Origin of the sequence: Paenibacillus alkaliterrae, from assembly GCF_021532375.1 — a bacterium.
In the GTDB taxonomy this organism is placed as follows: domain Bacteria; phylum Bacillota; class Bacilli; order Paenibacillales; family Paenibacillaceae; genus Pristimantibacillus; species Pristimantibacillus alkaliterrae.
This window is the reverse complement of sequence record NZ_JAKGAP010000051.1, coordinates 1-13,010: the sequence shown is the minus strand read 5'-3', so window position 1 is coordinate 13,010 and position 13,010 is coordinate 1. Positions and strand designations below refer to the sequence as shown.

Annotated in this window: 11 protein-coding genes; all 11 read left to right on the top strand. The window is 46.4% G+C overall.

Annotated elements, in window-relative coordinates:
- Window positions 1-287 precede the first annotated feature (287 nt).
- Window positions 288-1,262: a replication-relaxation family protein gene (locus L1N85_RS19340; RefSeq protein WP_235240689.1), complete on the top strand. Its 975-nt coding sequence runs from the start codon at window positions 288-290 to the stop codon at window positions 1,260-1,262.
- A gap of 406 nt (window positions 1,263-1,668) precedes the next feature.
- Window positions 1,669-2,046 carry a hypothetical protein gene (locus L1N85_RS19335; protein WP_235240688.1) on the top strand — a complete coding sequence of 126 codons (378 nt, stop codon included), beginning with the start codon at window positions 1,669-1,671 and terminating at the stop codon, window positions 2,044-2,046.
- A 7-nt stretch (window positions 2,047-2,053) separates the two neighbouring features.
- Window positions 2,054-3,184 (top strand): conjugal transfer protein, encoded by a 1,131-nt coding sequence (locus L1N85_RS19330; RefSeq protein ID WP_235240687.1) that lies wholly within the window; start codon window positions 2,054-2,056, stop codon window positions 3,182-3,184.
- Between the two features lie 30 nt (window positions 3,185-3,214).
- Window positions 3,215-3,511, top strand: a complete 297-nt coding sequence (locus L1N85_RS19325) for a hypothetical protein (protein ID WP_235240686.1) — start codon at window positions 3,215-3,217, stop codon at window positions 3,509-3,511.
- Window positions 3,512-3,514: 3 nt separating this feature from the next.
- The gene (locus tag L1N85_RS19320; RefSeq protein WP_235240685.1) at window positions 3,515-3,919 is read left to right on the top strand and encodes a TcpE family conjugal transfer membrane protein; all 405 of its coding nucleotides are present in this window, start codon (window positions 3,515-3,517) and stop codon (window positions 3,917-3,919) included.
- A 33-nt stretch (window positions 3,920-3,952) separates the two neighbouring features.
- Window positions 3,953-6,598, top strand: coding sequence for an ATP-binding protein (locus tag L1N85_RS19315; RefSeq protein ID WP_235240684.1), 2,646 nt, complete (start codon window positions 3,953-3,955; stop codon window positions 6,596-6,598).
- A complete protein-coding gene (locus tag L1N85_RS19310; protein WP_235240683.1) occupies window positions 6,573-9,281 on the top strand; it encodes a CD3337/EF1877 family mobilome membrane protein in 2,709 nt (902 codons plus the stop codon). The genes L1N85_RS19315 and L1N85_RS19310 overlap by 26 nt, the downstream gene beginning before the upstream one ends.
- Before the next feature lie 11 nt (window positions 9,282-9,292).
- Window positions 9,293-11,098 carry a glucosaminidase domain-containing protein gene (locus L1N85_RS19305; RefSeq protein ID WP_235240682.1) on the top strand — a complete coding sequence of 602 codons (1,806 nt, stop codon included), beginning with the start codon at window positions 9,293-9,295 and terminating at the stop codon, window positions 11,096-11,098.
- The gene (locus tag L1N85_RS19300; protein ID WP_235240681.1) at window positions 11,098-11,526 is read left to right on the top strand and encodes a hypothetical protein; all 429 of its coding nucleotides are present in this window, start codon (window positions 11,098-11,100) and stop codon (window positions 11,524-11,526) included. The genes L1N85_RS19305 and L1N85_RS19300 overlap by 1 nt, the downstream gene beginning before the upstream one ends.
- A gap of 83 nt (window positions 11,527-11,609) precedes the next feature.
- The gene (locus tag L1N85_RS19295) at window positions 11,610-11,897 is read left to right on the top strand and encodes a hypothetical protein (RefSeq protein WP_235240680.1); all 288 of its coding nucleotides are present in this window, start codon (window positions 11,610-11,612) and stop codon (window positions 11,895-11,897) included.
- A gap of 52 nt (window positions 11,898-11,949) precedes the next feature.
- Window positions 11,950-12,315: a hypothetical protein gene (locus L1N85_RS19290; RefSeq protein ID WP_235240679.1), complete on the top strand. Its 366-nt coding sequence runs from the start codon at window positions 11,950-11,952 to the stop codon at window positions 12,313-12,315.
- Window positions 12,316-13,010 lie beyond the last annotated feature (695 nt).

Sequence of the window (13,010 nt, the reverse complement as noted above, 5' to 3'; positions counted from 1 at the left end):
TTTTTTTTGACTATTGAATCCGCATATCGTACTTTCAGAAGATTGTAATCTGTTTGTACATCGTACTTTTAATGTGTTTAACATCGTGCAATTAAATGTTTTTATATCAGTTTCTTTATCTGATTGCACATTGGTTTTTACATTGAACGGCAATTGTCCCCCAAATATGGCTCAAAACCGCGTCAGTCTTAGCTCTTTTTTATGGCTGAATTCGCGACTAACACCGAAAACGGTTTGCTGCAAATCAACCCCAGCCCACTCATGGGTCAAGAAAGGAGTTGTGTCCGGTGAAGGAACAGGAAGAGGTTAGCCGCGGCGTCATTACGGTTCCGGATGAAGGCGGAAAACGAAAGAGACGTTCTTCAGGTGAGTATTCTCTTGGTGATGTTATTGCTGGCTTAGGGAGTAGGGATTGGAGAATTCTCATTGATCTGTATTTATGTCGTCTAATGCCTCAGTCAGTTGCGGTAAATATGTTCTTTTTGGACAGCCCTGAACAGCATTATCCGGAATATGAATCAGTTGGGCCGGATAAGAAAGTTATCTTGGATGATAAGAATCGTCAGCGTGCCCTGATAAAAGCGCGACGAAACTTCCAGGAGATGAGGAACGGGGGTCTGATAGAATCCACAAACATGATTCCAGATGAAACCGACAAGCCGGCTCATAAACGTGGACGTATAAGAGGGGAAACATGGTATTATCTGACGGCAAGAGGCCTACGTATTGTGGAGATCAAGATTGGTGTTTTGGAGGAATCCAGACTTTCGAAGCTTGAACTCGATATGGAGAGGGCGAAGAAGGAACACTTTTGGGAGCTTGGGAAAGTCTACTTGGATCTTAGGTATAACTGGATGGTGAAATTCCCGGAGTTTAATCAATTTAAGGATTGGGATTGGCACCCAGCCTTTTCGGTATACTCCGATAGTGAAGCTATGTCGGTTCGACCCGATGCAGTCCTTCGGATAGGAGAGCAGGTTTTCTACGTAGAGTTGGATCGGTCTACGGAGCCTGTGCAACGATCGCCATTTTATACCGATCAGGTATCCATTGAGAAGAAGCTGGAAAGATACAGGGACGTTCTCAAATTATCGTCGAATAAGATTCAACGAAGCGGGATCATAGCCTTCATACTCCCTGATGTTGTTTATAAGTCACGCCTGGAGAATATCAAAAAGGCAGCTTCACATGTATTCCCTAATGATGAGCAACGTGTCCTTGTCGGGAAGAACATTGGAGATATCATCATGTCGCTACAATAAGCTGATCCAATAGTTATCAGCATTAAGTAGTTGAAATTCTCAAAAATCCTATATGATGGGCATTTAATCAACAGAATTTCCCAATAGCTGTATACTAATTAATATATTAGTGTGCTATTATGTTAGTTGAAAAGGTGGTGTCCTTTGGGCAGAAAACAGAAGGCTTTATTGCTAATCTTCTCTGCGGTGTTCTTATTGGCCACATTGTTCCTTTTGTTCCGGCCTCCTGAACATTTTGAACCTTTGCCTTCACCACATGAGGTTCCAAATTATTTTTATTGGGTCTGAAGTGGTGCAAACAAGGAATTATCCAGAAATGCGGAGGATCCATTCAACAATACTTGTATATTAGTAAATTAACTAATTAACTAATATACGAGAATCATCCCTTGAAGGAGTTGAACGCTTGAGCAAAAACAAGAAAGTCATAGTAGCAAGTGTCGGTGTGTTGGTCGCCCTGATCGCAGCTGTCTTGCTCATTCGCACCCCAGCGGAGAAAGAACTTGTGCCTGAACCAACGAAGCAGGTTGTGCAGGAGGACATACCGGAAATTCCGCCTCCTAAAGATTTGGACAAGACACATGAGAAGGTCGTAGCTATCGTAGACGACATTTCCGGGGAACTTGCGAACCAGGCACCTTCTGTATGGCAGAAGATCGTTAACTTCTGGCAATGGTTCGAGATTTTCCCAGCCAAATACGCCATCATACTCCTCGTGGTTGCAGTATTGATCATTGGAATGGTTACCGGAGGCAAAAACAAACGAAGTCAACAAGGGAGGTGATTAATAGTTGAGTTTTCTGAAAAAGAAGAATAAGAACAACGAGGTTGATCCTCAGGCAGCGGAGAAAGCCTCCATGAAAGACGAGCCCAAGAAAAAATCGGATAAGTCAATCAAACCGCGGGCACCGCGGGCGAGTGCTGGCAAGAAGATTATCCGTACTGTCTTCTGGACGTTTCTGAGTCTCCTCTTGCTGAAAGGCGCCATCTCTTTTGCACAAGGAACGCGGGTCATTAACCAGACAACGGTTTACGGGAACACCGAGACCATCGTATCCGATTCCGTAAAGGGATTCGCAACTGATTTTGCGACGGAATACTTCACCTGGGATGCGAACTACACTCTCGACCGGAACAAACGCTTGGAAAAGTTTATCAAGGGTATTGAGTCTGATATGGGATTGAAGACGGTCGATGTGAAGAGCTCCAGTAAAGTCACTTCCGCGGAGGTATACGGAACGAACGTCCTCGATGATAAGCACATCGACATTACCGTTGTTGTATGGCGTACCGTTACGCCGTTGCCCGATAAGCTACAAGCGGCGAAAGGAAAAGCGGGGGAGCCCGTTATCGTAACGAGAAAAACCTATATGGTCGTGCCAGTGACCTTGGCAGCCGAAGGCCCGGTTATCCAAGCGTATCCTCGATTCGTTTCCGAACAGGCCAAAGGAGAAACCATCGATCCCGCTTCTCAGGGTGTTGCCGTGGGTGACTCAGCCCTGATTCAAAAGGGAACCGAGCTCGCTGACAGTTACCTTCGGTCCTGGTATGAGGGTAACGCCAGTCAACTCAAATACTTCTACGCTGATAACGTCAAAGCTCCGGAATCGCTAATCAAGTCGGAATTCTCCTACAAAAATCTGAACTTAGTCTCCATGTTCTCAGTTCCATCACCTGATGGAGCCGGTATAAACTATCGCATCGATGCCAATGTCTTGGTGAATAGCGATATTGGAGAGCCATTCAATAACTCGTGGTCATTAACCGTTAACGAGAAGGATGGCAAGTTGTTCGTCATCTCCAATGGTATCAATCAACCGAAAAAAGCACCAAGCGATGCGGAAACAACGGATCCAGAAATGGATTCCGAGGTCATGAAAGAACCCGCTTCATCTGAAACAGTCCCTACAGATACACAATAAATTTTCTAAATTTGAGAGGAGATTTTTTACATGAAATTCAACCGTGAAATAGCATTGAAGGTCCTTCTAATGTCCATCGCTCTGTTCTGCATCGTATCCCCTGTCTTTGCAACAGGTGTAGGAGAGAGAGCTGGTGCATCACTCACGAAAAACATCAATGCCCTGATCCCTGCTGTACTTCTCGTCGTTGGCGTCTACTTCTTATTCGTTCGTGATTGGATGAAAATGGCAAGTTTCGTCGCTATCGCTCTCGTCGTTGCCATCTTCACGAACTGGACGTGGATTAAAAACCTCGCCTCCAAACTCTACAATGCATTTATGGCGTAAGGCATGAGCGATAAACCTGAATCTCCACGTGTCTCTGTTTCAAATTATACAAAGATTTGGAACCTTGACTGGGTTATCTATGCATTGGAAGGGAAGAAGCTGCCGGTCCCGGCGAATCTTCGAATCGTGGGGATATTCGTGGTATGCGAACTTGTGTTCCTTATTCTTGGAAAGACTATACTATTCTTCCTTCCACCGTCGTACACAGTGTTCCTGCTCCCTGTAGGCGCGACCTGGCTTATTGCAAAACAGAAATTAGACGGCAAAGCCCCTCATAAATGGTTGCTCGGCATGATTTTCTTTTGGATGCGAAACAAACACCTACATCGGTACAGGAAGTTTGAGCACACGAAAAGATATGTTTACGATAGTAAAGTAGTTTACCGCACACGGAGAGAGCGTGGATAATCACGCTCTCTTTTCTAAAGGAGGTTTTCACGCTTGGCACTGGCAGCGAAAAACAAAGTAAGTAAAGTGAATATCGAATTTCCCATAGCCTACTTCGAAAATAACCTGATATTCAATCACGACAAGACCGTATACGCGGTCTACGAAATTAATCCATTCATATACGATCACCTAAGCGACCAGCAACAGATCGATCGGTTGATTACACAGACTTCTTTCTTGGCGTTGATGACCGACAGTTTTCATATCTTATGGCTTCCCCGCACTCATGACATTACCGCTCACCACGAGCGACTGAAAGAACGCCTTCACGGCCCCCTAAAGAATTGGGGAAAAAAAGTCATCAATACGATGAGCGAGTATCTTAACGAAAACTATAACAACGTAAAAGGTGCCAACAATTCTGATTACCGCGCTTATATTGCGGTCTACCTTCCGAAAAATGACGCAAAAGATTTGGTCGAGCATGTAGAAACAGCAGCGACTGAACTGAAAAAGCTATTACTTCATCCGAAACGCTTCATTGATAATTTGGCCGGCATCAATGAACCAGAAATCTTCGAACATGAGTTTCAGTCCTATCAGGTGAAGGAACACCAAATCTTCGATCGGCTATCCCGCAAAATGAAAATAAAACGCGGCACACATGCGACGATCGAATGGCTGATCAAACGGAATTTTTGGTGGGGCATTGCGGATCCGACACTTCGCTCGGTCGACGAAGACGGATGGAACCCAAAAAAATCGAAAGGGGAGCGTGGTGGACTCAGCACGATACTGTACGATTCCCGACAAGTACTTACGCTTACAGAAGGGGATATCGATGCGTCAAACCCAAGAAGAATTAAAATCACGCAGCCGCATGAAGGCGTTGAAAAGCAAGTCTATCACGCTTATCTAACACTTTCAGAGCTTCCCGAATCACTTGAAATGCCGGGAAGTGAATGGCTATACAGCGCCGCAACACTGCCTTTCCCAGTTCAAATGAGTGTCAAAGTTGAAGTTCTTGAAGCACGGGATGCACTGAAGAAGCTCAGCAAGAAGAAAATGGACATTGATAACCAGGTTAAGAACATTCACGAAGCGGGAGCGACTGTTCCGATCGATTTGCAAGAGAAGCAAGACCGTGCCCTCTATCTGGAAGACGAGTACAAGAAGCGGAAAAACCCGACTTTCATCACGCACGTAACGTTTGGCCTTTACCACACCGACCTGAATATGCTCAAAAGTAATATAAGGATCATCCAGGATCATTACCGCGATTTCGGTAATATCCACGTTGAATTGCCAGCCGGCGATCAATGGCTGCTATTCAACGACTTCATACCCGGTTCGCCTCGGTATGTATCTGACTACATACATCGTATTCCGCCTGAAACTTTGGCTGCTGGCATGATTGGTGCAACGCAAGAACTTGGTGATGGTGTTGGCCTTTACATCGGAACGACCGGATCTCTGCAGCGGCCGGTTTACGTTGATCTAAGGCATGCCAGTCAAATTAACCGATCGCCTTCTTTCAGCTTGCACGGTACTTTGGGGGGCGGAAAATCTGTTCTGCTGAATACACTCGGTTATCAAAATGCCGTGACCGGTGGAAAGACTCTGATATTTGACCCGAAAGCAGAACGCTCGCATTGGCCCGAAACGTTAACTGAACTTGAAGGGCAAATTCAAGTCGCAACGCTCTCAGCTGAGCCCGAAGACGTCGGTAAACTGGATCCTTTCCTCATGCTTACCAACATCGAGGATGCCAAAGAAGCAAGTATGGACATCCTGTCCTATCTTGCTTCCGTTAAAACGAATTCCATCGAATACACGTACATTTCACAAGCTGTCGTACAAGTAGCGACTAATTCTAATCCTTACTTATCCAAATGCATAGAGGTACTGGCGGAGATCGGAAAGACCCGTCAACCCGCAGCCGTAGTTGCGGAAGTATTGGCCAGCTTTCAAGACCTGTCCTTCGCGAAGTTGCTGTTCGGTAATGGTGAGCAAAAGACGCTCAATATGGACTATGCAATGAACATACTGCAAGTCCAGAACTTAAAAATGCCTGCCGTCGAAAAACTACCTGAAAACTACTCTCTTGCCGAGAAAATGTCCGTCGCCACCATGTATTCAATTGGCCGATTCATGGACCGATTCGTCTATTATGATCGGACAATCTTTACACTTGCCGAAATGGATGAAGCATGGGCGATTATCCGAACTCAAATCGGTAAGGAGATGGCGGACCGCGTAATCCGTACTGGTCGATCCCTAAACGGTGGCCTTTGTATCGCAACACAGAACGCGACGGACATGTCTGGTGACTTAGCCGGTAACATCGGTATGAAATTCGCCTTCCGCGACGCGGATACGAAAAAGGTCAAGGATACGCTGTCGTATTTCGGTCTCGAGCATACACAGGAAAACATGGACATGGTGAAAAACCTGGAGAACGGACAGTGTTTGATGCAAGATATTTACGGCCGCATCGGGGTACTAACCGTCGATGTTGTATTCCAGCATCTATTCGACTGTTTTGATACCCGTCCACCGGAAGCTGTAGATGAAGACGCGACGCTAGAAGAGGAAAATGAATACTCGATCCTAGAGCGATTCGCGAAATACCACGAGGAAGCAGCCGCGGCGTCCGAGGAGGATGATGATTTTGATCCAGAAGATGAAGAGGATTAAACGCCCATCAAAACGAACAGCGATCATTCTCGGAGTATTGATCGCTTTCGTCTTCTGTTTTATAGTCCCGGTTTCCGTGAGCTATGCAAGCTCCCTTGACGAGATGATACCGAACTGCCCGAAGAACGATCCTTCGTGTTCAAATCAGAATACTGCACTCTACAATAAATTCGGCGTATCGAAATATGCATTTCAAACCGTTCAGCCCGAACGATCTTTCTGGAATGTAGGGGCCAAGGCGACGGATAGCATCAATTCGATCTATGATCATTCGTTAAGCATGCTCTTCTTGTTGGGCGTACAGATTACGCGCTTCTTCAATTTCATCGTTCGGGAAGCATTCACATTTAGCTATATGGATACATTTATCGATGGTATAGCAGGTATGATCAAGAATCTGACAGGTGTAAGCGGCGGGTTTATGGGCAGGGGTTTATGGAACAGCATGTTCGGAGTGTTTGCATCCGCAACCTTGCTCTACATGCTCTGGCAGGTGATCCGTCTGCGGTTTTTAGATACCGTACAAACCGCAGTTTCCTTCTTGTTGGCGGTTGTCGTAGCCTTAACTTTCTTTTCGCAAGCGGGGACAATCCTTAAATTCTTCAATGCTGCAGCGACGGAGCTGGGAGACACGATGTATACGGCCCTCGCGGTACCCGCTGGTCTCAACCAATCGTCATCCGACGGTATAACCGTCGTTACCGAACAGGTATGGATGAATCTCGTCATGAGGCCATATACCATGCTGCAATATGACAAGGCCGACCTTTATGAAACCGACCCAGCGACTGTCCAGAAAATCCTTAATACCGATCCCTACTCTGAGGCCCGTGATAAAGCCTTGAAAGACGTTCAGGATAAATACCCTGCGGTCGGAAAAATCCGTTCGGATGAGCAAATGGTCATTCTGGTCTGTAATGCCTTGTTTGGTTTGTTAATCCTTGGCTTGCTAAGCTTTTGGTCACTCGCTACGATATTCATTCGACTGAAGCTTCTTATCCATGCAGCCTTTATGTCGGTTACGCTTCTGGCGTCACTGCTTCCTGGACGGGAAGCGGGCTTATCAGTCGTTCGCGGACAATTCGTTAAGCTGATCGGAATTTCCCTGACAACTACCATCACATTCTTTTTTCTGGACTTATCGATCGTTATGGGGCATATGGCCTTCAACATCGTATACAACACGGCGAAAGCCGGATGGTTTGTCGCAATGTTGGTTGAAGCCATTATAATCGTTGTTGTTTTTAAGTATCGTACCGAACTAGGATCTGTCTTCTCGAAAGCGGCTGGCGTCATTCCAATGCCGCAGAAGGCAAAGTCGACCGTTATGGATGCCGTTCAACGGAATGTTACCCGCTCCGTTTACAGCAAAGCAGGCACCGCGGTCAGTGGAATGTTCAATCGGAAGGAGCCAGAGGGCGTGCCGAGCACGTTCAATCCGAATTCCATCCACAAAGCCGGCGACAACCTCAACGACGCGACCAACGCAAGCATGCAGCTGCGCTACCAACGTGAGAAGGACTCTGCCGAACAACTCTCTTCGGAGTCCGGTCAACCGGTTCAGTACACGCCTTACGTCCAACGGGTTAATGAAAACCTCAAAAACGGAACGAAGAATCCATTTCGCGGTATGGACAAAGAGTGGAAAGAAGAAAAGACGCGGCTTAAAGGGATCAAGGATGACGGCGGCGATGTGAAGCAGTCAATTCTTACGCAAGGCGTAAACGAAGTCATGAATGATCAACAGGTTGCCGCGACAATGTACTCCAACGAGAATGCGATCCGGCAAGCATCTACGTTCATGGTCAATCGTCCGAAGCGGGCCGTCGAGCAGATGCAGCGTGCTGGTACGCTAAACAAGAATCGCAAGCTGGAGACTTCGATCGACGACTTCTGCATGATTGAGATTTTTGAGCGATATAAGGTCGAGTACAAGCAGGCGATCGACACAGCGAATGCCACCGGCGAACCAGTCAAGCACTCCGACTTCGTAAAGGGGATGGAAAGCCGCTTCAAGCAAGCTAGCCTGAGTACCACTCAACAGGTAAACAAGAAGATGCTTTCCCGCAATGGGCGAATCTCTGTGGCATCGCAATTCCATAACATGCCGGAGTTTAGACAGAAGAGGGATGATCTGCTAAGCGCGAACGCCGCCTTTATGAAGGCGACCTCACCGAAAGAGGGCGTTCAAATACTCGCTCCTGCGGTCACATCAAGTGCTCCAATTAGCACGTCGGGCCTTGCAAAGTTGTTGCCTGCCGTTCCGACCGCTTCGACGAAGCTGGACATTCCGCTTACGGTTACTGCAACGCCGCAGGTACAGGCATCCTTCGATATGTTGAGGGTCAAGTTGCCGGACAATCTCAAAAAGAGCATGGACGACGCGAAGGCAGGGCTTTCCCGTGCCGTATCCGCTCTCGAGCCAGGCGAGCGGTTTGAAGTTGATACCGTCGCCAAAACGGCTGTGCTGATCAATATGCAGCAAACGGTCTCGGCCAAGGTTTCTACCGACTTGAATACCGTAAGTAAGGAACTCGAAGTCATGCGCCGCGCGAGCGGCACAAAACTGACCGAAGCAGCTGTGAACACAAAAAACAAGGAAATCGAACAAAAAGTTACGAAGAAAGCACAAACGACACGGACACCCAAGAAGCGGAAGCAAGCTGAAATCAATAATAGTTAGGAGGAATGCTCATGGCCTCGTTTGAACAGGCCAGCGAAATGGCGAAGGAGTTGCTGAAACAGCATCTTAAAAATCAGTTGAAGAAGCAGGTCGGCACCCAGATTGCTAACCATTTCGTCTCCTTCTGGTACGTGTATCTTGCACTACTCGTCATTTTCATGTTCTTCTATATCATCGCCGCGGCGATCTCCAGTTCTCAGACGGTTGCCGCGCAAACCTTTATCTCCGAGAAGTTTCTTCCGCCACAGATTTATATCGAAAACTTGGAAGAAAGCATCACAAGTGGTTTTGGGGAGCGTATCCATCCGGTTACTGGTGTCCACAGCTTTCATGACGGGATAGACCTTGGTATACCCGTCGGAACGCCGGTCGCCAGCTCCACCGATGGCGTCGTCAAAACAGTAAACTATCCGAAACTGTCCGATACCGACGCCATTAAAAGTATGGGTATTTACGTCGCGATAGAAAGTAATGATTCAAGTCTCGAAAGTGCTATAACTCGCTATCTACATCTTAGGGATGCGTATGTAATTCCAGGACAAATCGTGAAGAAAGGGCAAATCATCGGGCTATCGGGTAACACCGGGCGCTCGACCGGTCCCCATCTTCACTATGAGTTGATTCCTGGTGAACAAGATGCGGTCGATCCCACGCCGTTCATTATGATGATTTCCCAATTGACGGACGTGGCGAGCGAAGCCGCATTCGATGTTATGGCAGATATAAATTGGTTGAACGTATCAGGCAATAATTATGAGTCCGATCAACTGCTCTATATCAGCAATGTTTATGTGGAGACCACAGCGCCCGCATTCAATGAACAGGGAACCATCTATATCCGGGACCTGAATGGAGGCGGTTTGATCGGTACCGGGAACGGGGGAATGAGCGGCTCGAACGGCGCCGGACCTGTTATTACAGTGCCCAGCTCATTAGGGACACTCACGAATCCATTTTTTATTCAGTGGGCGCCATATGCCATGGCGGAAGAACAGCGGAGTGGAGTCAAGGCCAGCGTAACCCTTGCCCAGATGGCCCTTGAATCTGCTTACGGCAGATCGCACATTTGTAACAACCTTTTTGGTATTAAAGCAAACCGAAGTTGGAACGGACCATCCTGCGGAGCCACCACAAACGAACAAGATAATGGCGGCGTCTATACAATCCGTGCTAGTTTTCGGGCGTATGATAGCTTCGAAGCATCGCTTGCGGACCACTCCAACTTTCTCTTGCTGAACCGTAGGTACAGAACGGCGTTATCTAAAGCTAATCCGTTTGAATTCGCCAACGAACTGCAGCGTGCGACTTACGCAACCGATAGGCAGTATGCGAACAAACTTAAATCGATCATGATGTCGCAAAACCTGATCAGTTTGGACATGGACCGCGGAATTAATCCGGAAACTGGCGAGCCGTGGACGGACGTTCCTTACGGAAATTCTACTATTCTTGTTTCTTCCGGTAACACCGAGGTACCTACTGTACCGACTACCCCGGCAACCGAGAACACGTCAGAGAAGATAGTGATTATGTTTGGGATTCAGCAAGCCTTCGGCAGCTATGGCCATCGGGTTCATCGAAGTCGCGTTAACGGGCAAAATGTGGTGTCATACACAGACATGATCGACCCGTTTACGGGGGAACCAGTAATCAATTTGGTAAATTACAGTAATGTGCTAAACTATTATTCAGGGGAAACCGAAGCGCCACGCATTTATCTGAAGGATGTTCCCGACGCTATCGCTGTAACGCTTGAATCAGACGATACCGACGATCTTCGCGTGACACACGTAGACTATATAAAGGGGCAATACTAATGCAAACAAAAATAATGGATAGTCTTTTCATAGAATCGTATCTCATGATGAATATGGAAATAACGTTCGCCGGCGTTCGCTCCTGGCTTGAAATGTCCAATCTACCAATGGACGACGTTTCGCTGTTCAAGGCGCTCCTGCAGCCAGAGAAGATGAAGCGGGAGCATCAGGCGGAAATAACCCGCTTAATCGTATATCGATACGAGGATGTATTCTTTCAGGTCAACCGTACAGATGGAGTGGGAGAAACCGATCCACTCCGGGATGTCAACGATCCTATCCATCAATTGCTTCTTCGGTTGATGAACATCCGGTCGCTCGCCGGCGAGCAGAACGCAATGATCGATCTTGGCGTTGCTCTTATGCAGGACAAGGAGCGGGAGATCCCCTTATATCCGTCGCTACACCGATTCTTTGAAACCGCATAAATAGATAGCAACCGGGGGAGAGCTCCCCCGGCTATTTTTTACTATCGTATTAAAGTTAGTTGTAACGATAATGAGACAGTCAAATGAAAGGATTCCCAAGTAAAAGTCAGATGCAAAGGTATGCAATGCGTAAAGCTAAGTATCAGTGGAAACGTGAATCTAGGTTTGGTTGCGTAGTTCAAGGATCAGGGGTTTCTGCTGTTTTAGGGATTTTATTCCTAGTAGGCCTCATTGGTGGCATAATAGCCGATCTTATCTTTCATACCGGTGTGACCTTAGCCATAATAGGGATTATTATAACTGTAGTAGTCGGCATTTTCTATCCATCCGTTTTATTAATTGCGGTAGTAATTCTGATTCCATATTCTTGAACCTTGATGTAATATTGATTGTGTTGTCATAACTACATAAAGGGGTATAATTATGAATTTAAACGAAGTTCTTAAATGGCTCGGATGGTTATCTATCATCGGTGGGGTAATCGCGGGGGTCGTGATCGCTAACGATCCAGATCCGATGCTTGAAGCGATTGACACGTATTACGAAGGTCAATTCCGATGGAGCGTGGCGCTAACATGGATCGCCTCCGGGATTGCTTCCGGCGTTATCTTTTTCTCAATAAGCCGTGCGCTTGAACTGCTGGAGGTAATTGCTGAAAATACTCAAGTAAAGCAGCAAGTAACAGCAACGTCGAGTGATGCTAGAACGTCATATCCTACTATGGGAAAGACAAAATCGTCATCCCTTGAAGCTCTAAGTAAAGGCCATCAATTCAAATCAAATGATTAAGCAGGAGCCGGGGGATCGATCACCCGGCTATTATTTTACTGTCGTATCCGACCAGGATAATTAATTTTGCAACAGCAATCGACTTTATATTCAAGTCACAGGCTGCTGCTGTTAAAAGAAAGAAATCGAGGTTATTGTTTGATGCAGTACAGCCCCTGCCGCCACCTGCTGTTTAGATAATGGACTTCCACTTTGCCTCGTTCATAAACGCAATATACTGACCTATTGGTAGTTTTCGAGCCGCAGCACGTACTTGCAGGCACCACCCTCGTTGTACCTTAAAAGGAATACGGTACTTCTTACACAGTTGTATTAACTCAGGTCTTCTCGTCTTGGCCATTACAATTCACTCCTTCGAATTATCTTCTATATAATACGTTTAACCCTCGAAAATCCTTAATGATTAAGAGTATTGGAACTCAGTATTTTAGCCCAAAAGGCGTCCTGGCCAGCAACACTTCAGGTGTCTACGACTTAACAACTCCCGTTTACGATGTCTTAGGAAAATAAAGTATTAGACAGAAAAATTAAGTGTTAGACTCGAAAAATAAAGTTGTAGACTGAGAAAATAAAGATAGAGACTCGGGATATGCTTATTTACTTGACTCTTGCAAAAACTTTGTCATAGAAAATCATAGGTGATTAAGTCAGAAATCAATGCTTCAACAGAACCTTTGTCGAAGCCATAAAAATAA

Bases quoted from the DNA above. Each gene is read 5' to 3' on its own strand.
- L1N85_RS19325 (WP_235240686.1), top strand. From the start codon at position 3,215: ATGAAATTCAACCGTGAAATAGCATTGAAGGTCCTTCTAATGTCCATC.
- L1N85_RS19320 (WP_235240685.1), top strand. From the start codon at position 3,515: ATGAGCGATAAACCTGAATCTCCACGTGTCTCTGTTTCAAATTATACA.
- L1N85_RS19305 (WP_235240682.1), top strand. From the start codon at position 9,293: ATGGCCTCGTTTGAACAGGCCAGCGAAATGGCGAAGGAGTTGCTGAAA.
- L1N85_RS19300 (WP_235240681.1), top strand. From the start codon at position 11,098: ATGCAAACAAAAATAATGGATAGTCTTTTCATAGAATCGTATCTCATG.
- L1N85_RS19295 (WP_235240680.1), top strand. From the start codon at position 11,610: ATGAAAGGATTCCCAAGTAAAAGTCAGATGCAAAGGTATGCAATGCGT.
- L1N85_RS19290 (WP_235240679.1), top strand. From the start codon at position 11,950: ATGAATTTAAACGAAGTTCTTAAATGGCTCGGATGGTTATCTATCATC.